This window comes from Rhizobium sp. SRI_017 (genome assembly GCF_057586295.1).
In genome coordinates, this window is sequence record NZ_JBYCZP010000035.1 from 1 (window position 1) to 20,444 (window position 20,444).

Here is a 20,444-nt window from a genome sequence, read left to right on the forward strand (position 1 = left end):
AGGACCGAAATACGCCGACATCGAAAAATCTTGGTCCCTGCCGGAGGATCAAATGCGTGCCGAACTTCGCAACGCCGTCACAGAGGAATCCTTCCGTGAAGAGTTCTTGAACAATGTCCGGCCCGAGCTGGCTGCACTTGTTCCGCCGGACCTATGGCACTTGCATTGGAGCCTGATGACAGAACGGAGGAAGGATGCCGTCGCCGAGCTTCTTTCCGATTTGAAAAAGAACCGGAGCTGGTTTCCGGATCACCGGCGTTACCTGCAAGCCCATAAGCCGCCGACTTTGATTCTTTGGGGTCCTCAGGATCACTACATGCCGGAGGAGTCCGCGCGTGCATATCTACGAGATTTGCCCGACGCCGAACTTCATCTTTTCGACGGAGGCCACTGGCTATTGGAGACGAATTTCCAGGAAGTCGTGCCTCTTATCAGAGACTTCCTGGAACGAGTTCATCGTCAACGTTGATAGATATGTCGCCAAGACAAGCTCCGAAATGAAGATCAGCCGCTTATTCGGCCGAAGGCGACCGACGTTACCTTCTTTCTAGCTGTGCCGTGGCCACCGATTGCGCGATAGAACTGGCCTGCTGCTCAGGAGTTCTTTCTATACTGATGGATCAAGCTCTACATCCACGCGTAGTGCGGGAAATCATATGACCTGAGGGATCTGGCGACAGGACATGACAAAGGACTTTGAACCAGATGTCGCTCGGCGGCAGGGAGCCCGTTTCCAACTGTCTCACTGCGTCCTACCCGCATGGCGCGACGGGGAAATCGTGTCGGTCTCCGCGCGCGGCTCGATAGCGCTAGCGTTCACAGGTCAGTCCGAAGCGATGGTTCGCTCCGCCAACGGCCGTGTGAGGCGGCGACCAGTCCCGCCATTGTCAATCGGATTAGGGGGCGACGTTCCGATTGTGTGGCTAGAAACCGATTCCGCTTCGGACATATTGGAGCTGACGGGATCTGGGGAGCTGCGTCGACAAATCGCGCGAGAAATGCCGGTCGAGCGCTATGCCGATCTGGATGACCTGCACGGTTGGCATGATCCTATCATTCAGGCGATTGCAACTCGGTTACGTTCCGCTGTTCGAGGGGGGATCTCCGTATCGGACCTGGAGGTTGAGACACTCATTTGTGCGGCCTAAGTCCACTTGCCGAGTTCATCCCGTTAGGTGGTCGCAAGATGTCAAGGCCGGGTACCCTGAGCCTCGAGGACAGAAATGGCGACATCGTGGAATTCGTAGCTGAAGGTTTTGCCACGCCTTACAACAGCTTCATCCTGATCCATGCGCAGGCCGATCTTCGCAGGTCGATCATCATCCCCAAACTCCAAACGGCGCCCATTGGGAACTCTAGCCAGCGACGGTGAGTCTGGCGGTGCCGTAGAGGCCAACAAGCGAATGTACGCCACATTTGCTCCTGCCGAGCCCTCGTGGCAATTCTGGGGTCTGCAGTTCCGATCCCATCAAGAGCTTCGCATTATTCGCACGAGAACGCGGAAATAATTTCCGCGTTTTGCCAATGAGTAGGGGCGGTCGGCGGACCGGCCCAACCGCGGTGTCCTCGGTTCGACTCCACTCAAGGCAACAAGATCGACGAGACTACAACAACTACATGGACAACTGTTTCGCGGTGAAATGCTACGACGACACGCCCTTCGGCCCGGAATTCAACGGCACTATCGACAAGGGCCATTTCGAGATCTGAGCCGCCGCACTCTTGGGCTTCCCCATGGCCGGTGGTTGTGAAATCATGGTTATGGCAACAATGGAGATCGCGTGACCCTCGGCACAAATCTTTGGCTTTTCGTCATTCCCTTCGTGATCGCGGCCTCGCTGCCCGGTCCCGCCCAGGGTGCGCTGATCGCACAGGTCCTCACGCGCGGTGGCCGGTCGACGGTCCCTTTCATGCTGGGCATGACGATGGGGAACGCCACCTGGCTTGTCGCGGCGATCTTCGGTCTTGCCGAGTTGGCGGCGCGGTTTCACACGGCTTTTGTGGTCGTGAAATGGCTGGGCGTCGCCTATCTGCTGTTCATCGCCTGGAAACTATGGACCGCGCCGCCTGTACCGGCCAATAATAGCGGACGGACATTGCGGTCCGGCATTCTCTCCGGCGCATTACTGACACTCGGCAACCCCAAAGCCGTGGTCTTCTTCGGCTCGATCCTGCCACATGCCTTCGACATGACCAGTCTTACCGGCTTTGGCGCCGCCATCATCATCGCCCTTGGAATCTGCCTCGATCTGATCGTGCAGCTGTCCTATCTAGCGGCGGCCTCGCGCGCACGGATGCTGCTCCGCTCTGCGCATTACATCCGCCTCGTCAACCGGACGGCCGCAGCGCTGATGGCCTCCGCGGCCGGCCTGATCGCAGCGCGAACCTAGCCGCGTTTGACGCCAAGCCATATCATATGCCGCGCGCCGGATTTGCCGCACGCCCGGACCGGGATGCGACGACCAGACGGCGAGTACGCCACTGAGCGCGAGCGCGCGGTTGGCTTCACTAAGACGCTTCGCGCCATAGAGCGCATCGTTGCCCGGCCGGCTCAGCCCATCCACCCTTCTCGACATCGAGCAGGATAGCGTCATAGCCTGATGTGGCCGAGCGGATCGCAGCGCCAATATCGCCGTCGAAGATGTCGACGCGCGGGTCACGCTCGCGGCGGAACACGCACCCATCCGTGTGAATGTGCTGATGGCGGGATTGGTCGATACCCCGATACATCGTGCGACGCGCGAGCAAACTAAAACCTGGGCGGAAACGGCGTTGCCGGTCCGCCGCTTTGGCCGGCCGGAGGATATCGCCGATGCCATCCTGACACTGCTCACGAACCCCTATACGACTGGCCAGACACTGGTAGTCGATGGAGGCCTCAGCCTGATGTGAGAGTTACATCCTGCGACCGTCACTTTCAGTCGTCACTCTAGGGTGTACCCAAAAATGACGCTGTCGCATGTCGCAAAAGTCACCCGCTTGAGGCGGACGTTTCGACCGACATTTGCGACACGAATTTAAGCGCGATTCCAGCTCGCGATACTCTCAGTGAAAAGTCAGGACCTTCGCGCAGCGACCGATCTTATCGGCACAAACTCGTGGAAGCTCATGAGTAGAAATCTCGCGGGCTAACACCGATAGTGCGTCGAAACATATAACTAAACGCGCTTGACGACTCATATCCCATGTCAAACGCCACTGAAGCGACCTTCTCGCCAGCGGCCAATCGCGAAACGGCATGAAGGATACGGGCATGTCTTAACCACCGAGAGGGAGTCATTCCCGTTTCGGAGACGAACAATCGTTCAATAGTCTTCCGGCTGGCCGCAGCATCCGCGAGCCATGCATCGACCGAAGTTATTGATCCTGGATTTGCCAACGCGGCCTCAGCAAAACCGTGAATTCGCCTGTCTTGCGGTATTACGATTGAAAGCGGCACGTTTCTTGCGGCAACGATCTCATGAAGAAGCAGATCGTGGAGAGCATTCGTGTGGTGCTTTGGTCGGCTTGATGTGGCTTTGGGCAAGGTCGCCAACATCAGGGCGCTTAGAAGTGGCGTCATACCCATTATACGTGGACTCATTCCCAGATAGCCTGCCTCTTCCCGGTTCACGTCGACGTAAAGCATCTCGTTGCTCGATGCGTACCGAAGCCAATGGTCCGAATCAGGTGGAATCCAGACCGCCATCGCTGGGCTTAACAAAAGAACGCGGTTTACTGTGCCAACATACATAGAACCATACGAGGCCGAGATAAGCTGCCCAAATTCATGGGTGTGCCAGCCATTATCCTCGCCGGCTTGCTGACTCATCACTTCCCCGAGATACCGAGGCCGCGTCGTTGCTCGCACGTCTTGCGCTGCGTGTTCTGTACCGATCATGGATTGACGAATTCTCGACATAAATCATCTGATCATCGACAGACAGACATATCGACATCCAATAGAAGATTCAAGAAGCGCAAACAGACAACACAATCACCAGGCAACATCATGATGATCGCGAGAACGCCAGAGGCTGAAACACCAGATTGGGCCGCTATCGCCGTCGTGATCTTAAGCGTGACGGCCTTCGCTATAGCACAAGGTCTGACCTTCCCGCTGATCTCACTGATGCTGCAAAACAAGGGCGTTTCCGGAAGCCTGATTGGTCTCAATGCTGCGGGCTACGCCGTGGGTGCGGCAACTGCCGTGCTGATGATCGACAAGCTTACCACGCGCCTTCGTGGGGATCGCTTGATAATAGCAGCCTTGTTCGGCTGTTCCTTATCCTTGGCGGCGTTTGCTCTGACTGACTATCTTCCTGCCTGGTTTGTCGCGCGCTTCGTGATCGGGTTTTGTGCCAGCCTGATCTCCATTCTGACAGGCGCATGGCTTAACACGGCTAGCCCCAATCGCATCCGTGGGCGCATCTCCGGGTTTTATGGAGCAGGAATGTCCGCGGGCTTCGCAGCAGGGCCGCTGGCTATTCCGCTTCTAGGCACCAAGAGCGGCTTCGCTTTTGCCCTCGTTGCCCTCTATGTCGCTTTTATCGGCTTTACCAGCGTAGCCGTCGTCGGCAGGACACGCACACTGCCGCAAAACGCACCCTCGGGCGCATTGTTCCGCTTCGTTAGGGCTGCTCCTGTCCTGGTTCTGATGGAATTTGCCTTCGGCTTCGCTGATATTGCCGCGATCTCAGGCATGGCCGTTTACTTTGTTAGGGTCGGCCATTCTGAAGCGTTTGCCGCCTACGCGATTATCGTCTTGTCGTTACCAACGGCTCTTGCGCAACCGTTGGTCGGGTGGCTGCTCGATAAAACTTCACGCAGGGGGGTCGTCGTCGGCTGTGGTCTTTTGGGTGCCACCGCATTCCTATCGATTCCGTTCCTGCATTACGAGGCTGCGATCCTTATCACGTTCGCGGTTATCGGCGTTGCGACTTTCGCCTTGAGCACCTGCGCTCTGACAATCTTGGGCGAGCGTTTTGAGGGTGGCATGCTGGTTGCCGGTACCGCGAGCTTTTCCCTAGCCTACTCCGCCGGAAGCTTTATGGGCTCTACAGGTACTGGCGTTGCCATGGACCTGATATCGCCCGCTGCGGTGCCAATAAGTGTTGGCCTATTCCTTCTGATCTTCGCCGGGATAATCGTTGTCAGGCGGCCGTAGGCGCATGAACTTGTCTTGTGTGCCGTCGTCGCAGAAATCCCGACAGAAATTGGAATTTGGCGCCCGAGTTTTGCAACGCGCATTCTCGCGCCGCCGTTCACGCGGCGATTTTGCCGAAATCTAGAGGCAGAGAAGCACTCGTTAATCCAGGACAGCCTTGGGAAGGGCGACACAGGACGCCGAGGTTTCGAAAGCATCGAGACGGCGTCGAGCGCAACTTCCTTCAAAACATCGGCGCGGGATTGTTTCATTCAGAAGCAGCAACTCCTGCTCCAACTCCTTGCGAACCATCGCCACAAATTCGCGGGCAACGTCGAGCCGCAAAATCCTTTGGCAGATCATCGTCGGGGTTTCGGTAACGGTCAGCGCCGACAATCCGGATTTCCCTTGATCGAATGCACTCACGCAACTTGGTAAGGACGCTGAGCTCATATTGCGAGGTAAACAATCCGACATCCACCGGCGTGGCCGTCTTCCCCCAGGATTTTCGATCTGTCCGCAGCTTCGCGGAGCGCGCAAACAACATCGTTCACTGGGCGGAAATGCCACGCGGCGGCCACTTCGCCGCTTCCGACGCGCCCGACCTGCTGGCAGAGGATATCCGCAAGTTTTTCTGGAACCTGATCCTCGATTAGTTCGGCGATTTCCTGGTGGTACTGCGCTCATAGGAAATATCGAGTGGCGTTGTCCGCAACGAGCGAGATCAGGCGCGGCGCTGCAGCAGCGCCAGGACGACTGTTGATGCTGCGAGAACGGCGGTAAGGATTAACGGCCCCGTTGGACCATAGTTGTCCACGACATAGCCGCCGAGAACCGCGCCGATAGTGATGGCGACCTGGAAAGAGACGACCATCAGGCTGCCCGCTGTTTCCAGCGCGTCGGGTGCTCCGCGGGACAGATTGGTCGGCAGCACTACCGGCGTCATGCCGAAAGCGAAGCCCCAAAGTGTCACAAAGCCGAAGGCAACGCCGATGTGCGTGCCCCAAAGCACCAATGCAAGCGCCGCAAACGCCATCAACGCACCGGTGACAGCGAGCGCCACGTGGATATTGGCGTCGGCCATGCGGCCACCGGCAATATTGCCGATCACAGCCGCGATGCCGAACTCGAGCAGCGCCAGGGCAATCGGCCCGGTTCCAAGGAGCGTCACCTGTTCAAGGAAGGGACGTACATAGACCGAGCCGGAAAAATGCCCCGTCATGAGCAGAAGAATAGCAAGCATGCCCAGCTGAACTTGGCGCCGCCGTGTCAGCCGGAAGACATCGGCCAGACTATTGCCTGCGCTTGCAGGCAGTGTCGGCAGGCTGAGCAACTGCAGCAGCATGGCAAGCGCCGCAAGACCGGCTGTCATGGCCATGGCACTACGCCAGCCCAGCCAGTCGCTGATCAAGGCGCCTATCGAGGGTGCGGCAATTGTGGCGAGCGAGACGCCTAGGGTGACGATCGCCATGCCCCGGCCTGCTGCGTTGGCGCCGACCAGCCTCGCCACGACGGCGACTGAAAGCGCCCAGAAAGCGCTCAGCGCAATACCCAACCCGGCCCGGCCCAGCAACAATAGCCAAAAATCGGTCGCCAGCGCCCCAAGAATATTGGAGCCGACCGCCAGCGCACTGAGACCGACCAGCACTGTCTTGCGGTTCAATCTACCGATGAGAACATTGCTGAATAATGCCGTCACAGCGCCGACGGAAGCCGTGGCGGTGACGACCTGTCCGGCTGTCCCCTCGCTAATGCCGAGATCGCGCGCCATCGGCGTCAACAGGCCTGCCGGCAGGAACTCGGCTGACACCAGAGCAAAGCTCGTGGCCGCCATCGAAACGACCGCGAACCAGGTGGCCGCGCTCCACGCCGCTGGCTGGGCGCCATCAAGGTCTATCACTGCGTCGTCAAGCAGTGATCTTGTGTCCGTCATGAGGTATCTCCTAAGTCGGAGGACTTCATAGACCAATCTTCCTGGATGATATGTAACTTAGAATCCGAAAGCCATGTCCGTCCGTCCAGGCATTGAGCAATGCACAATCCCTGAGACATTCGTGATGCGCCCGATGGGAGCCCGGTAGTTCCGTATGCCGATATTGAAGTTGCATCATTCGCGAGACTGTCTCGCCCCGAAAGTAAGGGCTTGCGGAGTCGAGCACGCCAAACCTCCCGACCATCCTCACGGGTGCCCGGCGCGGTTGGCTTCAAGATCGACGATGTGCTGCTTTAACGTGATCTTTCCGCGCTCTGCCTGCGCGGCTGGGGTGAACCCATCGTCGATCGATGCAGCGGTCATGCGTGCATAGGAATACGCCGCGGGTTCTGAAAAACCAAGCGATCGATAGGCCGCCTCCCATTGACTACGCGGAACCATTTCCACCTTGACCGGGCGGTTCAAGACGGCGGCATAGGCATTCGCGACGTCCTGCGGCGAATAGCGCTCGGGTCCCTCGACATAGTGGATACCACCGGCGCCGACAGGCTCGGTCAGTCGCCGCGCCGCGGCGTCACCCAGATCTTCTGGCGAGACCATCGGCAGCGAAAAGTCCGCCGGAAAGAAGGATTGCAGCACGCCGCGTTCACGCACGGACTGGGCCTGCGCGTCCCAATTGGTGTAATAGTAGGCCGCGCGATTGATCGAAACCGGGATCGGCTGCGCCCGCAGTCCTTCCTCCAGCTCAAACAGGGTGTTGAGGTCGCCGTAGTGCTCCCCCGCTTTTGCGCCATAGGTAGATGCGGCAACGACTTTTTCGAGCCCCGATCCGTCGAGGGCGTCCACGATCGCCGCTGCGGTCCGGCGTTCTTCCAGATCCGTATCGATCCTGAAATCGGCGGGCGGATTGAGCAGGAAGGCGCGCTGGCCGGTTTGCAAAATGGCGCGCAGGGCGCTGACGTCGTGGACATCGGCGACAGCAATCGTCGCACCGGCCCGCGCAAGTGCCGCGCCGCGCTCGCGATGGCGGGCGACGATCGTGACCGGCTCACCACGTTTGAGCAGGGCCGCCGCTGTTGCCGATCCAACGTGGCCGGTACCGCCAAGAATGATATGCATCGTCATTTCCTCCATTCGTGTGCATTGGGCAAACTCTCGGTTTGCGCATGCATTCGATGAGATGTTGACTGCAGTTGAGCCAACTTGGATCTACTGTGGCTCCTCCAGGTCCGTCTGGATCCAGGTATCGCTGAGATGAATGCTCGTCGTTTCCAGCAGGCCGGCGGTGAGATTGACAAATCGATGTGGCATCCCGGCCGGCCCCAGAACAATCTGTCCGGTTTCGACCTCGATTTCTTCCTCACCAACTGTGAAGAGCGCCCGCCCGGCACGGATGATGAATATCTCGTCATAGGGATGGACATGCAGGCGAGGGCCCTTGCCCATCTCTTCCGTGGCATAGAAGAGGACTGTGGCATGTGTTCCGATATCCTTTCCCTGAAAATGTCCATGCCATAGCCGGTCATGAATGGCCCAGTCGGAACGGTTGAGGACGGCGGGGGTACGGGGCATGGCTCTACCTTTCAGTTTGCCGGAGCATATTGGGCCTGACCTTGTCCGAAGGACCAGTTTTCCGTCTGAACTTCGACCAGATTGATCAGGACATCTTCTGGCCTAACACCGGGGTCGGCAGCGAGCCGTTCGGCAATTTTGGCATAAAGCGCCTTCTTCTGTGCGAGGCTCCTGGTATTGTTGGCGGTAATCTGGATCATGACGAGGTCGTCTGAGCGATGAATGTCGAGATAATCGGCACCAAAATCGAACTGATGGCTGGCGTGCTCGGTCAGGGTCATGAACCGGTCTTCTTCTGGCACATTGAAGGTTTCGCGCATTGCGAGGTAGATCTGGTCCATCAAGGCGCGATGGTATTCGGGTGATTTGCCTGTCTTGAGCGAGATGCGGGTCATGGGCATTGCAATTCTCCTTCTAAAGCAGTCGATGTTGTTGAAACGGGTCTGGTGATCGTAACCGGGCATCTTAAGTGCGGGGTCTTGTCCCGCTATATTGGAACATGGCAAGACCCAGGACGATCAGGAGGGCAGCCAAGGCGAAACCGTTGGGCAGCTTTTCGCCGAGCGCGAAAACCGCCACGGGGCTGCCAACGATGGCCGCCACCGAGCCGATCTGACTGAGATAGACCGGACCGGCGATCTGCTGAAGCTGGAACATTGCCACATATTGCGCGACGAATGTCGCGATCGCGATGAGGAAGATGAGGAGCATCGGCGACTGGAGCACCTGCGGCATTGCCGACGCTCCCTCAAAGAAGATGGCGAAGGGCAGGGTCAACACGGCGCCGCAGATCAGCATTGCGCCGGCCAGTTCACGCGGGCTCGCGCCTTTCGGCCAGAACCGGGTGCGAAACACATTTCCGGCCGCGAGGACGGCGGGCATGGCACACGCAACAAGAATGGCACCAATATCCGACGGCGCGCCGAGACCTTTGTTTACCGCCAGTAGAATGCCGCCGGCAAGGCCGACCAGCAGTCCGCCCAGACGGAATGCGTCGTAACGCTCGATCCGGAAAAACAAAGACAGAAGCCAGGTAAGCATAGGTGGAAAAGCCAGGGCGAGCGCGATGAAGGCGGCACCCACCTTATGGACTGTGAGATAGCTCAAGGCACTGCCAAGCGCCATCAGGGCACCTGCCCCGATGCTGTAGACCGTCACAGCGGCCAATCCGGCCGTTCCGGTGCGCACCCCACGCGTCATGATGATCAGGATCACGCCGGAACCACCCATTGCCAGAGCCAGATAGCTCAGCATCGGCGCGTTGTGGCCTGCCGCGGTTTTTGAAAGCAGGACGGAGATTGCGAGCAATGATCCAACGACCAGCAACAGGGGCAAGGGTGAAGTGGCAAGGCTTCGGTCCGGATGGAAAACCGCAGACGTGTTGGTAGACATATTCACTCTCCTGGTTGGAGGGCAAAGCCTGCCCGTCCGCGGCGACGATAGCCTCGGTGACCTGCATGCCCGATCGTGACGTGTGGTTAAGTTCTGTCCTCAGGCAGTCGCTTGGTCCTTTTCAAAGACCGGTACGGCGAAGCACAGCTTTCGCAAGAGGTCGGCCAAGAGGCTTCGCTCGTGAGCGGCGAGCGCCGCCAGCCAGCTGGCTTCGAGACGCATGTCTTCTTCGAATGCCGCCCGAGTCAGCGTTTGCCCGCGATCGGTAAGCTCCACGATCAGGCTGCGACCATCGTCGGGAGCGGGAACCCGTGTGACCAGCCCCGCCGCCTCAAGCCTTTTGAGGCGATATGTCAAACCACCCGACGACACCATCAGCGATGTGTAGAGGGCGGTCGGCGACAGCTTGTAGGGTGGCCCGTTGCGCTGCAGGGTCGCCAGAACGTCAAACTCTCCGCGCTCGAGACCGTGGCGAGCAAACAGCGCTTCCATATGCGGGCCCAATCGCGTCGCGATCCGATAGATACGACCGAAGATTGCCATGCCTTCCGTGTCGATACCAGGCGACTCCTGGGCGCGTTGGGCGATGAAAAGATCAACATCATCGGTGCGATCAGACGTCTCCAGCTTTTCTAAGGTCATTGTCATAAGCGGCCTCCTGTTGTCTTGACACAAAGATAGTTCCGATATATCTTTGTGTCAAGATAATTTAATGCGTCGATTTGAGATGGGACAAACGTTGCCTCGCGAGACCTGCTCAGGTGATTTCCCCGGGCCACGAGGTAGGCGTTTCGTTTCCAGCCTCTCAAAACCGCGAGTCCACTCAGGACCAGGGAGTATAAAAGATGACATCTGCCGATACCGATCTGGCGGCTCCGCCGTCCGGCCATCTCCGATCCCCCGTTCTGGTATTACTGTCTGTGGCAATGCTGATCGTTTCGCTCGACCAGTATATTGTCGTCGTGGCATTGCCGGAGATAGGACGGGATCTGGGCTACTCGCCGCAAACGCTGCAGGCAGTGATAAGCGCCTATGCGGTTGCCTCGAGTGGATTTCTCCTATTGGGCGGACGCGCCTCAGATCTACTCGGCCGCCGGCGGGTCCTGGCACTCGGTCTCTTCCTGTACTGCATCGCTTCGCTGGCAGGTGGTTTAGCAAATAGTTCTCTCCAGCAGCTCGGTGCGCGTGCGGCGCAGGGCCTGGGTGGAGCATTGGTGTTTCCCAGCACGCTTGCGATTATCAATGTGCTGTTTCGCGAAGGCGCAGAACGCAACCGGGCGGTCGGCATCTGGGCGGGAGCCGGAGCGGCGGGACTGGTCATCGGCGTGCTGGCCGGCGGTGCGTTGACCAGTGCATTCGGCTGGCGCGCGGTCTTTCTCGTCAACGTGCCCCTGGCCGGACTTGCTCTTGCTGCGACCTTCCGACTGATCGATCCCGATGGAGCGATCGACAGGAGCCGATCTTTCGACATCCCCGGCGCCGTCTCCGTGACTTGTTCCGTGACGCTGGTTGTCCTGGCCCTTGTGCAGGGGCCGAATTTTGGGTGGTTGTCCTTGGCGACGACCGGAGTCATGGCGCTCGGGCTCGCGCTCGGCGCCTCGTTCATACTACTGGAAAAGCGTACGGCCGACCCCCTCGTACCCTTTGCCATGTTGCGCAATCCCTGGCTTGCGCTTGCACTCACAGTGGCCAGCCTCTTCATGGCCACATTCGGTGCGCTGCTCTATTTTCTGTCGATCTTCTTTCAAAATATACTGCGCTATAGCGCGCTGGAGACAGGATTTGCCTTCCTTATTCCGACCGTCGTCGTCGTCATCTCCTCGGCTCTGGCTGGGCGGGTCGCGACGGCGCTGGGGCTTAGGCAGACGATGATCCTTGCCCTCTGCGTCGGAGTGCTTGGCGCCCTCGCAATAGGCCTGGTCATCAATACAGGCACTTCCTATATCGCTCTGGTACCAGGACTGATTGCGGTCAGCATCGGTGACGGTGCAATGTTCACGGCGATGTTCATCGCCGCTGCCAAGGGCGTGCCGGACCATCAGCAAGGGATCGCGTCAGGCATTGTATCGACCGGATCGGGAATGGGCGCGGCGATTGGACTGGCAGCCCTTGTGATCATTTCCAATCACGGTACCGCTGGTCTGGAAGGCGAAGCAATGCGCATGGCACTTGCTCTCGGGGTTTCACACGCGGTCTATGCGATCACCGCCGGCATGGCGTTGACGCTGCTCCTGGTCGTACTCTTCCCCCTGCGGTCGGCGGACGCTCGTGATCTTTCGAGGAAGGGCAAAGCAAATTTAGAACCCGGCGATCAAGAATGATTGAACCGGTCGGCGGTTCCAGTGCGCAAGTTGGACTCGCTTGATCCAGACCGACGAGGCCATCCAATTTCGGATCGCCTTTTGCTTGTCACCAAGAATGACGAGCCGCCTAAAGAGCATGAGAAGGTTTTGACGAAAGGAATGCATATGGGTGATCCGCTAAGATCCATTGATCGGCCAGGTCTTGGGCCTCAAACGATGGGCTATCAGCCCGCCGAGACTGATTTGTTGAGCGAAGTGCTGCGGGATCTGCGCCTCGCCCATGCAAGGTATGGCCGCAGTGAGTTGACGGCGCCTTGGGGCATCGCCGTGCCGTTTAGGGAGGGCGTTCGCTTTCATGCGATGCTCGAAGGTCATTGCTGGATAAAAGCTAGGAGTTTGCCGCCGCTTCTGCTTGAAAAGGGCGATGTGCTCCTTCTTCCCCATGGATCAGAGCACACCATGTCCGACCCGCCCAAAGGGCGCGCCATACCACTCGCGGATGTCAAGCCCGCCTTGATCGGGAACGGAACGTACGAGTTGAAGTCCGGCGGAGGCGGCGCCCGGTCGTTGATCGCATGCTGCACGATCGGCTTTGAGGGTCCGACGGCAAATCCGCTGCTGGAACTGCTGCCTCCGGCGATGCATATCCGTCATGACGAGCGTGGCCACACCGACCTACCAAGCCTGATCGCGATGATGGCCCGGGAGGCTGAAGGGCAACGAATCGGCTCGGCCACGGTAATGGCGCGCCTTGCCGACATCGTCATGACACAAGTAATCAGATCCTGGGTCGAAACATGTTCCGACGATTTGACTGGCTGGCTGGCGGCCGTCCGGGATCCACAAATCGGGTCGGCGCTCGCAAGAATCCATCGCTCTCCAGGGGAGAACTGGTCGGTCGATCGTTTGGCGGCGTTGTCGGGGCTGTCACGCTCGAGGTTCTCCGAGCGATTCAAGAGCCTGTTGTTGGTGTCGCCCGCTCGCTATCTCCTGCAATGGAGGCTTCGGCTGGCGGATTCCTGGTTGCGAAACGGCTATCTGTCGCTGTCACAGGTCGCGTCGGAGCTGGGATATGAGTCCGATGCTTCCTTCAGTCGGGCGTTCAAACGCTTCATAGGCGTCTCTCCAGGCGCGGTTCGAAATTCGGGCCGGTGAGCACAGCCGCGTCGGAGCGTCTGGAGCGTTTTCATGATGCGATCGGCCAGGGATCTGCTGGGTCCCAGCGGCGGCTGCCAAAGGCAATCGGGCGCGACAAACGGTCAAACATTCAGGTGATTCTGCCATAGCAGTGCCGCGCCAAGAACGATAAATCTCAAACAACACAATCACTTCGTCCTGATAGGCAGCGAAAGCAGCGATCGCATAGCGTCATGACAAGGAGCCGCATCGCCGGCATTTCGCATGGGCATATATGGAAGCATGCGCGAGTTTCCGAACACCTTCGAGGCCACTCACCAGGAGCCAGCATGGCGTTGATGTTACCTGATCTTCCTCCGCCAGCCGCCGGCGAAGATACGCCCTATTGTGTCATAGCAAAGCATCGCGCCACGCCTGGTAAAGGCGATGCACTCGTTAACCGGATGCTTGAAGATCTCGAGGCGACGAGATCGGAAACCGGTTGCTTGCAATTTCACATCCATCGCGACCGGTCCGACCTCGATCTCATCGTCATCTACGAAATCTGGCGCAACATCGACGCGCTCAAGAGTCACTTCGGCGAAGCCTATGTCCAGAAGTTCGTCGCGGATGCCGGTGAATATGAGCCTGGCGACATGGAAACACAGTGGCTTGAAATGCTGAGCCCTTATGCCCAAGGCAGAGATTCCTAATGATCGGTGACGCGCAGCCTCTTTCGAAACAGCGTGTTGTGATCATCGGCGGAACAAGCGGCATGGGAAAGGCAGCAGCCCGCGCGGCCTCAGAAGCAGGCGCCGAAGTCATTGCGTTCGGGCGGCGTTCTTCGACGAAATCGGTTGCAAAGCCAGGCGTTCGCGGTTCAATTACGCTCCGGTCGCTGGACATGACCGATGACGCGGCCGTCGAGCGAGCGTTTGAGACGGTCGGGACACTCGACCACCTCCTCATCACCGCAACTCCGCCGAGTTCTGGAGGAACCTTCCTCTCCCAGACGCAGGCCGAAGCGCAGGCCGTTCTGTCTGGCAAGTTCCTCGGCAGTTGGTCTTGCGCGCGGCACGCGGCGCCCAAGATGCGGCAGGGCGGCTCGATCACATTCACTACGGGCGGCCTGGTCACCAGGCCTCGCGTTGGCGCTTCGATGATGATGGTCGCTTTCGCTGGCCTCGAGGCGCTGACACGCGCCCTTGCGCTCGAACTTGGCCCGATCCGCGTCAACACAATCCGCCCGGGCGTCATAGACAGTGAGATGTGGAATGGCATGCCGCAAACCGAGCGTGACGCGTTTTTCGCGCTGGTGCGCGAGCGCTTCCCGGCAGGTCGGGTTGGAAAAGTCGACGATATCGGCAAGGCGGCACTTTTCCTGATGACGAATGATTTCGTCACTGGCGCTATTCTGGAAGTTTCCGGAGGCGAAACGCTGGTCAATATCGAAGACACGGCAACCGAAGCCCGAAAAACCAAGGCATGATGTTCCATGCAGTCCCGGCAATAAGAAGCAAATCTCTCAGATTCAACCTGATTATCACAGCAATTCTTACAGGCGATGGAAAATGAAACGAATTATTCAAACGCTGGAAGTTTCCTGGTGCGTCATTGCGATTATCTTCTCCGTATCCTGCATCGCACTGGCCCAAGATAGCTCGGCCGAAGGCGTGCGCCCGACTCAACCGGAATTGCCGAAATGGTTTAGTCGGGGGTTACCCGGCCGGGGGCATGAGGTTCTCTCGCCGCTGGTCGGCACCTGGCGCGTCCAGATGAGCTTCTATGGTACGCTGGGCCGCAGTCCCGATCAGCCGCCGCTCGTGACCGACGATCTGATCAGCCGCCGGCAGTGGGTCGCAGGCGGCCGTTACATCGAAGACATCATGGAGGGGACATTGGATGGAGCGCCGGTGTGGCGCAAAGGATGGCTCGGCTACAGCACAATGGACGAGCGGTACGAGTGGGTCACGATCGACCCCGTCAATACAACCATGATGTATTTCGAGGGTGCGCCAAAATCGGGTGATCAAAGGCCGATCAGCATGTCCGGCAAGTTTACCGATCAGGGCGTGGCTGGCGAGGAAACCGTCGGAAAGTCGGTTGGCATGCGCACCGTCATCAAAATCGAGAACAACGATCGACATGTCTTTAAACTCTATTTCACGCGGGCAGGGCAGAAGGAGGCATTGGCCACGCGCGCCGTGTATACACGGCTGAAAGAGTGAGCGCGGACTAAGTTGCAGCAGTTCGCTAGTCTTCTTGGTGAGATCAAATGCGGGCGGCGCGGCGTTTTACTACGACTTTCTGCGGCGACGTTCGCTTTGGCTCAACGAGATTCTAGCAAAAACTCTTCGGCGGAAGAAGCTTGGACTTGGGCGCTTCACCGACTATCGGGAAATGCCCCGTTTGAGAATCCAACGTCCGGCCTAGCCCAACGAGCTTGCTTTCATTGCAAGTTGCATAAAAGCCGCAATGCCACAGGTTTCAGCTTCTGGATGCGACAAGGGAATCCAATTTGGACCGATCATTTGCTATCGCTGCGGTTGAAGAGCGTTGGCGCGTTGAGGTTGACTTTGCCTAAGTAAATACCGGTCTCAATCCAGTTTCACCCGTACTGCCGGATAGCAACATGCTGTCGGCGTATGATTATGTTCATCGGGTGGTGGCAAGAGACCGGTTTGGCATTGTTAAAATGTGCCATGTGCAGCTCCGCTATCTCAGCTCTTCAGCCGCCCATAACATCGCCACGCCGTGCCCGTAAGGGTTTTCTCATGCACCATCTTGGTGGACTTCCGAACGGAAGACCATGACGATATGTGCAATACACTTCGGGTCCGATGGACCATCATTCCCCAGACAGCTCCCCAGCCTTGGATTGCGTGCAGCGGATGTGGGGGCTTGAGAGCCTTCCAATCCAGCGGCAAAATCCGGCTCAACGCCAACGGTCTCAAGCTTGATGCGTGGCTTATCTACAAGTGCCTCACCTGTGAAAAGACATGGAACCGGCCAATCTTTGAGCGGCAGAATGTCCGCGATATCGATCCTGTCGTCCTTGAAGCGCTACATTCCAATGATCCGCAGTGGATCCGGACGGAAACGTTCAACCTTGAAGCTCTGAGACGCAAGTCGCAGCGTATCGATGAGTTTTCGGAGTTTGACATCGAAAAGGCAATTCTGCACGAAGCTGACAATTGGACGAAATTGGAGATAGAACTGGTGGTTCCATTTCCAACTAGCACACGCCTCGACCGTCTGCTGGCGTCAGAATTGAGAGTTACGCGTTCGCGGCTTCAAACGTTTCATGACGGCGGTATGCTATAGACAAATTCTGACCGCGCCGACGTCCTGAGGCGGCGTATCAAAACTGGTACGCAAGTTACCATTGACCTCTCCAGCGAGGCCGAACGACTGCAATTGTGGAGACCTCTGGCGACGGGTTAGCCCGGTGTAGCCGTATCACGAAGGGCTGAAACTTCGGGCCTTCGTGATTTCACGTCTGGTGACCCGCGGCACATTAACGGTGGTCTTGTGATCCTTGGGAGTGTGACCGGGGTGCAGCTAGCACTGCGTTGTAGCGCAGTTCTGACTGTAAGCCTCAGCGAAGAACAGTCAATATCGGTTGGCCTCCGCCCCGTTCATGGCTGCGCGGTGTCGACCGTGTCGTATCCCCTGTTAAAATCGCGCGTGAAATCCTCGCCGCCGACCGCCGGCGATATGGAGTATTTCCTATTCGGCGCGTTGGCTTAATGCGTCACTCCACCAGCCGCACAATCTTGCCGGCGCTCGATCCGCCGCCATCGTAAGGCTCGATGCGCCAGTTGGCGGAGTTGAAAATGATCTGGTTGACGACCATGGAGATCTTCGCCGTCACATTGGTGGTCGAGTTGTAGGTGACGTTGCGGTTGGGCAGATAGATGATACCTTCCAGCGTCTCGCCGTTCGAGCCGTTGAAGATGTACTGCGTCTTGTTGGAATTGTTGGCCGCATTCGACGTCTTCTCGAACATCAATATGCCCTTATAGATGCCCGAGGTTGGTGCTTTGCCGGTGAAGGTGAGCGCGCCATTGGCGCGGATTTCGCTATTTGTGTCCGGAAAATAGAAGGTGACGCCGTTGGCGATCACGGTCGCGCCGGAATTGATGATCATCCGGCCCTTGATGATGTGCAGCCCGGGCTGGAAGGTAATGGTTGGCGAGCCGTTGAAGCCCACGTCGCAATGCATGCCGGGAGCAAGCGAGAAGGTCGTGCCGTTGGGATAGCCCGATGTTGTACAGGTCGACGGTAGGGTGCGCTCGGGCAGCGTGCCGGCATAAGGGTCGGACTGGGTGGCGCAACCGGTTTCGAGATTGGCGAGCGTGCCGCCGTTCTTAATGTAACTGGTACCCTTGACGCAGAATTTCGTGAACTTCAGCGTCGATCCGCTATTCATGATGAAGGCAGGATTGGCGGTCGAGGCGACATCCATGCGGCATTGGGTAGACTGGATATTGGCGCCGGAATTGACCAGCACGTCCTGGCCGGAACTGCCAAGCGCCCAGAGACAGGTACCTGTCGAGGTCGAGCCTTCGGCAATCGCTGTCGATTTCACGCGGATGAGAACAGACTGGCGTCCGGCGATGCGCATGAAGCTGGTTTCGACACTATCTCCGAGCGTCGCTGTGACGCTGCCATCGCCGTTCTTGACGACAGAGAGGTTGGCGTCGAAATCGAAGTCCGCGCTGATGAGGTTACTGCCTCCGAGATTGGCGACAAGGACATTCTCGATCACCTCACGCTGCTCGGTGAGTGTCGACTTATTCATGGCAGCGAGAAGGCCGGCGTCGAGCGCCTGTTGCAGGTGGTCACGCTCGGACACCGCGCGGCTGTAGTCGATCGACATGCCGATGCCGAGTGTGAGGCCGATTGCAGCCAGTGCCGCCAACATTCCGAAGTTGCCGGATTTGTCGCGAAACAGAGCAGTCATATGTCGCATGGTAGTACTCGCTTACCGAGATATTGTCGGACAATCAGGCCACTACGCAGCAAGACAATGAAAAGCGAGTTAAAGGAGGCTGGAGTGTGAGTGATGATCATCTTTATGATTAATGATGCATTTGGCCCGTTTGGCGGACAAGACGGGGTGATGATGCCGTTGGCCACGTTAAGGGGAGATTTAGCAAGTCTTGATAGAAGAACTTATGAACCGACCATGGACGTGATCTCTTGCGTTCGACTTCCAAGCTCGACGCAGCACACATGAAACCGAACCAGAAGGTCGGTCCCTGTCGCCTAGTAACCGCGGGCAACCAAGGATCGGGCCGGATGGGTGGATCGAAAGATGGTGCAGTATGACTTGCGATCTGCCAAACGATCTGAGACCAGCGCGTCCTGAAGACACAACGAGTCTCGAATTGAGAGGGGTAAGCGCGCTGAATGCTCGGGCCGATCAGGGAACACACCCCGCGCCAGACCCGATGTCTCTACTTTTCGAGGGCATTTCCGCCAGCGACCTGCCGATCGCGATCTTCGCGCCCAATGATCGGCTGATTATGTCCTCATCAGCATTTCGCAGTATTTACGACCTCCAGCCTGGAGAACAGACGTTCGAGAGCATTATCAAGCATTGCCATGCGAAGAGGCGTGGGGTGCTCATAGAGGCCACGGATATCGATCAGTGGCTCAATATGGCGACTGCCAAGCGACGATCGCAGACCCACCGAAATTTCCAGATAGATTTGATTGACGGTCGCTGGTTCTGGGCTGTGGAAACCACCTTCAGTGACGGGTGGATCATCATGACGATGACGGATATGACTGCGCTCAAGAAGACGGAAGCCGACTTGCGGCATGCGCGCGATGCGGCGATTCATTTGGCCGAAACGGACGCGCTTACGGGCCTCCGCAGTCGACGCGCCATCATGGGGTATTTCGAAGACTGCATAAAGTGCGCGACGTCAACCTCGCCTGTCAGCATTGCCATTCTCGATATCGATTATTTCAAGCATATCAACGACCAGTATGGCCATGACGTCGGCGACAGCGTCTTGCAGGCATTTGGAGCCTACTCTCGGAGCATGTTCCGTGAAAGCGACTGGATGGGCCGCGTTGGCGGGGAGGAGTTCTTGCTCGTCATGCCCAACACAAGCGAATTTTCCGCAAGAAGGGCGCTGGAGCGTTTTAGCAACATCATGAGCCGTATCAGATACAAGGAGCTCGGCGGACGGCGTGTGACTTTTTCCGCAGGCCTGATCGAGCATAGATTGGGCGAGTCTGTCCAGGACACTTATAAGAATGCCGACAATGCGCTCTATGAGGCAAAGGTCTCCGGCCGCGACCGAATATTCTCTCTCGATCCGCGGACAAGAATGCACATTGCGAGCCGCTGATTACGGCTCATGTCGTCGATAGCAACTAGACCAGTTCGCCCGGCCAGTCGCGCCTGACGTTCGATTGTTCGAAAGACACCTATAGCAAAGATCGGCATGAGAGCAGAAGAGGCGCTCTCAATCACTTTCGCGCAACAATTCACGCAATTCATTGCGCATGTCGCGTTTACAAATGTAGTGCTTTGCTAGGCCGTGTGGACGAATTGACTCAGGTATAGGATTTGGGGTTCCGCAGACGAATCCAGTCTGATTCATGGATTGTCGACTGATTTGGAGGTCGGCGATGTCCACGAAGATGACAGATACGGATTGGGCGAACGCGCTGGAGGTTTTCCAGGCCTGCCTGCCGCGGCGGGGCCGCAAGGCTGCAGACGACCGGTTGTTTCTGGAAGCGATGCACTTCTTCACGGTGGAGAATGTGCGTTGGCGTGCTTTGCCGGAACGCTTCGGCCATTGGAACTCGGTCTGGAAGCGTTTTGACCGGCTGAGCAAGGCCGGCGTTTTCGAAGCCTTCTTCGACACATTGGCCGAGATGAGCGCATCGGCCCATTTGATCCAGATGTTCGATTCCACCATTGTCCGCGCCCATGTCTCGGCCGCCGGCGCAAAAGGGGGCAGCAAGGTCAGGCGCTCGG

The 20,444-nt window shown here is 57.9% G+C and carries 23 protein-coding genes and 1 pseudogene; 14 read left to right on the top strand and 10 right to left on the bottom strand.

The features are described from left to right. Together AC2YI2_RS34090 and AC2YI2_RS34095 are read left to right on the top strand one after the other, a co-directional pair. A partial coding sequence (locus AC2YI2_RS34090) for an alpha/beta fold hydrolase (RefSeq protein WP_487390972.1) occupies positions 1–469 on the top strand: 469 nt, incomplete at its 5' end. 1,312 nt (positions 470–1,781) lie between these two features. Then, a complete protein-coding gene (locus AC2YI2_RS34095; RefSeq protein WP_487390973.1) occupies positions 1,782–2,390 on the top strand; it encodes a LysE family translocator in 609 nt (202 codons plus the stop codon). 118 nt (positions 2,391–2,508) lie between these two features. Here AC2YI2_RS34095 and AC2YI2_RS34100 read toward each other — a convergent pair whose 3' ends face one another. Further along, positions 2,509–2,676, bottom strand: coding sequence for a hypothetical protein (locus AC2YI2_RS34100; protein ID WP_487390974.1), 168 nt, complete (start codon positions 2,674–2,676; stop codon positions 2,509–2,511). A gap of 24 nt (positions 2,677–2,700) precedes the next feature. On the opposite strand from AC2YI2_RS34100, the gene AC2YI2_RS34105 reads away from it, so the two are divergent. Then, complete coding sequence (locus tag AC2YI2_RS34105) at positions 2,701–2,892, top strand: SDR family oxidoreductase (RefSeq protein WP_487390975.1); 192 nt, start codon at positions 2,701–2,703, stop codon at positions 2,890–2,892. Between the two features lie 214 nt (positions 2,893–3,106). Here the strand turns inward: AC2YI2_RS34105 and AC2YI2_RS34110 are convergent, their stop codons facing one another. Further along, positions 3,107–3,811 carry a helix-turn-helix domain-containing protein gene (locus tag AC2YI2_RS34110; RefSeq protein WP_487390976.1) on the bottom strand — a complete coding sequence of 235 codons (705 nt, stop codon included), beginning with the start codon at positions 3,809–3,811 and terminating at the stop codon, positions 3,107–3,109. 180 nt (positions 3,812–3,991) lie between these two features. Here AC2YI2_RS34110 and AC2YI2_RS34115 point away from each other — a divergent pair, with 180 nt between their 5' ends. Next, positions 3,992–5,146 (top strand): MFS transporter, encoded by a 1,155-nt coding sequence (locus AC2YI2_RS34115; RefSeq protein ID WP_487390977.1) that lies wholly within the window; start codon positions 3,992–3,994, stop codon positions 5,144–5,146. 141 nt (positions 5,147–5,287) lie between these two features. Here AC2YI2_RS34115 and AC2YI2_RS34120 read toward each other — a convergent pair whose 3' ends face one another. Continuing rightward, complete coding sequence (locus AC2YI2_RS34120; RefSeq protein WP_487390994.1) at positions 5,288–5,521, bottom strand: hypothetical protein; 234 nt, start codon at positions 5,519–5,521, stop codon at positions 5,288–5,290. A gap of 89 nt (positions 5,522–5,610) precedes the next feature. Here AC2YI2_RS34120 and AC2YI2_RS34125 point away from each other — a divergent pair, with 89 nt between their 5' ends. After that, a complete protein-coding gene (locus AC2YI2_RS34125; RefSeq protein WP_487390978.1) occupies positions 5,611–5,781 on the top strand; it encodes a hypothetical protein in 171 nt (56 codons plus the stop codon). A gap of 68 nt (positions 5,782–5,849) precedes the next feature. Here AC2YI2_RS34125 and AC2YI2_RS34130 read toward each other — a convergent pair whose 3' ends face one another. From AC2YI2_RS34130 to AC2YI2_RS34155, 6 genes are all read right to left on the bottom strand, one after another. After that, entirely contained in the window at positions 5,850–7,058 is a 1,209-nt protein-coding gene (locus AC2YI2_RS34130) for an MFS transporter (RefSeq protein WP_487390979.1), read from the bottom strand. A 246-nt stretch (positions 7,059–7,304) separates the two neighbouring features. Further along, a complete protein-coding gene (locus AC2YI2_RS34135; protein WP_487390980.1) occupies positions 7,305–8,177 on the bottom strand; it encodes an NmrA family NAD(P)-binding protein in 873 nt (290 codons plus the stop codon). Positions 8,178–8,267: 90 nt separating this feature from the next. Further along, complete coding sequence (locus AC2YI2_RS34140) at positions 8,268–8,630, bottom strand: cupin domain-containing protein (RefSeq protein WP_487390981.1); 363 nt, start codon at positions 8,628–8,630, stop codon at positions 8,268–8,270. Positions 8,631–8,641: 11 nt separating this feature from the next. Beyond that, on the bottom strand, positions 8,642–9,031 hold the full coding sequence (locus tag AC2YI2_RS34145) for a tautomerase family protein (RefSeq protein WP_487390982.1): 390 nt from the start codon (positions 9,029–9,031) through the stop codon (positions 8,642–8,644). A gap of 64 nt (positions 9,032–9,095) precedes the next feature. Next, complete coding sequence (locus AC2YI2_RS34150) at positions 9,096–10,022, bottom strand: EamA family transporter (protein ID WP_487390983.1); 927 nt, start codon at positions 10,020–10,022, stop codon at positions 9,096–9,098. A gap of 99 nt (positions 10,023–10,121) precedes the next feature. Beyond that, positions 10,122–10,670: a MarR family winged helix-turn-helix transcriptional regulator gene (locus AC2YI2_RS34155; RefSeq protein WP_487390984.1), complete on the bottom strand. Its 549-nt coding sequence runs from the start codon at positions 10,668–10,670 to the stop codon at positions 10,122–10,124. A 197-nt stretch (positions 10,671–10,867) separates the two neighbouring features. On the opposite strand from AC2YI2_RS34155, the gene AC2YI2_RS34160 reads away from it, so the two are divergent. The 6 genes and pseudogenes from AC2YI2_RS34160 (at position 10,868) to AC2YI2_RS34185 (ending at position 16,885) form a co-directional block, all read left to right on the top strand. Continuing rightward, positions 10,868–12,343, top strand: coding sequence for an MFS transporter (locus AC2YI2_RS34160; protein ID WP_487390985.1), 1,476 nt, complete (start codon positions 10,868–10,870; stop codon positions 12,341–12,343). Between the two features lie 81 nt (positions 12,344–12,424). Next, positions 12,425–13,480, top strand: coding sequence for an AraC family transcriptional regulator (locus tag AC2YI2_RS34165; RefSeq protein WP_487390986.1), 1,056 nt, complete (start codon positions 12,425–12,427; stop codon positions 13,478–13,480). A 215-nt stretch (positions 13,481–13,695) separates the two neighbouring features. Continuing rightward, a complete protein-coding gene (locus AC2YI2_RS34170; protein ID WP_487390987.1) occupies positions 13,696–14,154 on the top strand; it encodes a putative quinol monooxygenase in 459 nt (152 codons plus the stop codon). Next, positions 14,154–14,930: an SDR family oxidoreductase gene (locus AC2YI2_RS34175; protein ID WP_487390988.1), complete on the top strand. Its 777-nt coding sequence runs from the start codon at positions 14,154–14,156 to the stop codon at positions 14,928–14,930. The genes AC2YI2_RS34170 and AC2YI2_RS34175 overlap by 1 nt, the downstream gene beginning before the upstream one ends. Before the next feature lie 82 nt (positions 14,931–15,012). Then, entirely contained in the window at positions 15,013–15,669 is a 657-nt protein-coding gene (locus tag AC2YI2_RS34180; RefSeq protein ID WP_487390989.1) for a DUF1579 family protein, read from the top strand. Between the two features lie 589 nt (positions 15,670–16,258). Beyond that, positions 16,259–16,885, top strand: a pseudogene (locus AC2YI2_RS34185) (DUF1062 domain-containing protein). 310 nt (positions 16,886–17,195) lie between these two features. Here the strand turns inward: AC2YI2_RS34185 and AC2YI2_RS34190 are convergent. Then, a complete protein-coding gene (locus AC2YI2_RS34190; RefSeq protein WP_487390990.1) occupies positions 17,196–18,416 on the bottom strand; it encodes a TadE/TadG family type IV pilus assembly protein in 1,221 nt (406 codons plus the stop codon). Between the two features lie 93 nt (positions 18,417–18,509). Between AC2YI2_RS34190 and AC2YI2_RS34195 the strand changes: the two genes are divergently transcribed. The 3 genes from AC2YI2_RS34195 to AC2YI2_RS34205 all read left to right on the top strand — a co-directional run. Beyond that, a complete protein-coding gene (locus tag AC2YI2_RS34195; RefSeq protein ID WP_487390991.1) occupies positions 18,510–18,683 on the top strand; it encodes a hypothetical protein in 174 nt (57 codons plus the stop codon). Between the two features lie 88 nt (positions 18,684–18,771). Beyond that, the gene (locus AC2YI2_RS34200) at positions 18,772–19,809 is read left to right on the top strand and encodes a GGDEF domain-containing protein (protein WP_487390992.1); all 1,038 of its coding nucleotides are present in this window, start codon (positions 18,772–18,774) and stop codon (positions 19,807–19,809) included. Between the two features lie 283 nt (positions 19,810–20,092). Beyond that, a partial coding sequence (locus AC2YI2_RS34205) for a transposase (RefSeq protein WP_487390993.1) occupies positions 20,093–20,444 on the top strand: 352 nt, incomplete at its 3' end.

Excerpts from the sequence above, each read along its gene's own strand:
- AC2YI2_RS34130 (WP_487390979.1), bottom strand. The coding sequence starts at position 7,058 with ATGACGGACACAAGATCACTGCTTGACGACGCAGTGATAGACCTTGAT.
- AC2YI2_RS34180 (WP_487390989.1), top strand. The coding sequence starts at position 15,013 with ATGAAACGAATTATTCAAACGCTGGAAGTTTCCTGGTGCGTCATTGCG.
- AC2YI2_RS34190 (WP_487390990.1), bottom strand. The coding sequence starts at position 18,416 with ATGCGACATATGACTGCTCTGTTTCGCGACAAATCCGGCAACTTCGGA.
- AC2YI2_RS34105 (WP_487390975.1), top strand. The coding sequence starts at position 2,701 with ATGGCGGGATTGGTCGATACCCCGATACATCGTGCGACGCGCGAGCAA.
- AC2YI2_RS34140 (WP_487390981.1), bottom strand. The coding sequence starts at position 8,630 with ATGCCCCGTACCCCCGCCGTCCTCAACCGTTCCGACTGGGCCATTCAT.
- AC2YI2_RS34150 (WP_487390983.1), bottom strand. The coding sequence starts at position 10,022 with ATGTCTACCAACACGTCTGCGGTTTTCCATCCGGACCGAAGCCTTGCC.
- AC2YI2_RS34115 (WP_487390977.1), top strand. The coding sequence starts at position 3,992 with ATGATGATCGCGAGAACGCCAGAGGCTGAAACACCAGATTGGGCCGCT.
- AC2YI2_RS34145 (WP_487390982.1), bottom strand. The coding sequence starts at position 9,031 with ATGCCCATGACCCGCATCTCGCTCAAGACAGGCAAATCACCCGAATAC.
- AC2YI2_RS34195 (WP_487390991.1), top strand. The coding sequence starts at position 18,510 with ATGATCATCTTTATGATTAATGATGCATTTGGCCCGTTTGGCGGACAA.
- AC2YI2_RS34170 (WP_487390987.1), top strand. The coding sequence starts at position 13,696 with ATGACAAGGAGCCGCATCGCCGGCATTTCGCATGGGCATATATGGAAG.
- AC2YI2_RS34155 (WP_487390984.1), bottom strand. The coding sequence starts at position 10,670 with ATGACAATGACCTTAGAAAAGCTGGAGACGTCTGATCGCACCGATGAT.
- AC2YI2_RS34160 (WP_487390985.1), top strand. The coding sequence starts at position 10,868 with ATGACATCTGCCGATACCGATCTGGCGGCTCCGCCGTCCGGCCATCTC.
- AC2YI2_RS34200 (WP_487390992.1), top strand. The coding sequence starts at position 18,772 with ATGACTTGCGATCTGCCAAACGATCTGAGACCAGCGCGTCCTGAAGAC.
- AC2YI2_RS34135 (WP_487390980.1), bottom strand. The coding sequence starts at position 8,177 with ATGCATATCATTCTTGGCGGTACCGGCCACGTTGGATCGGCAACAGCG.
- AC2YI2_RS34175 (WP_487390988.1), top strand. The coding sequence starts at position 14,154 with ATGATCGGTGACGCGCAGCCTCTTTCGAAACAGCGTGTTGTGATCATC.
- AC2YI2_RS34110 (WP_487390976.1), bottom strand. The coding sequence starts at position 3,811 with ATGAGTCAGCAAGCCGGCGAGGATAATGGCTGGCACACCCATGAATTT.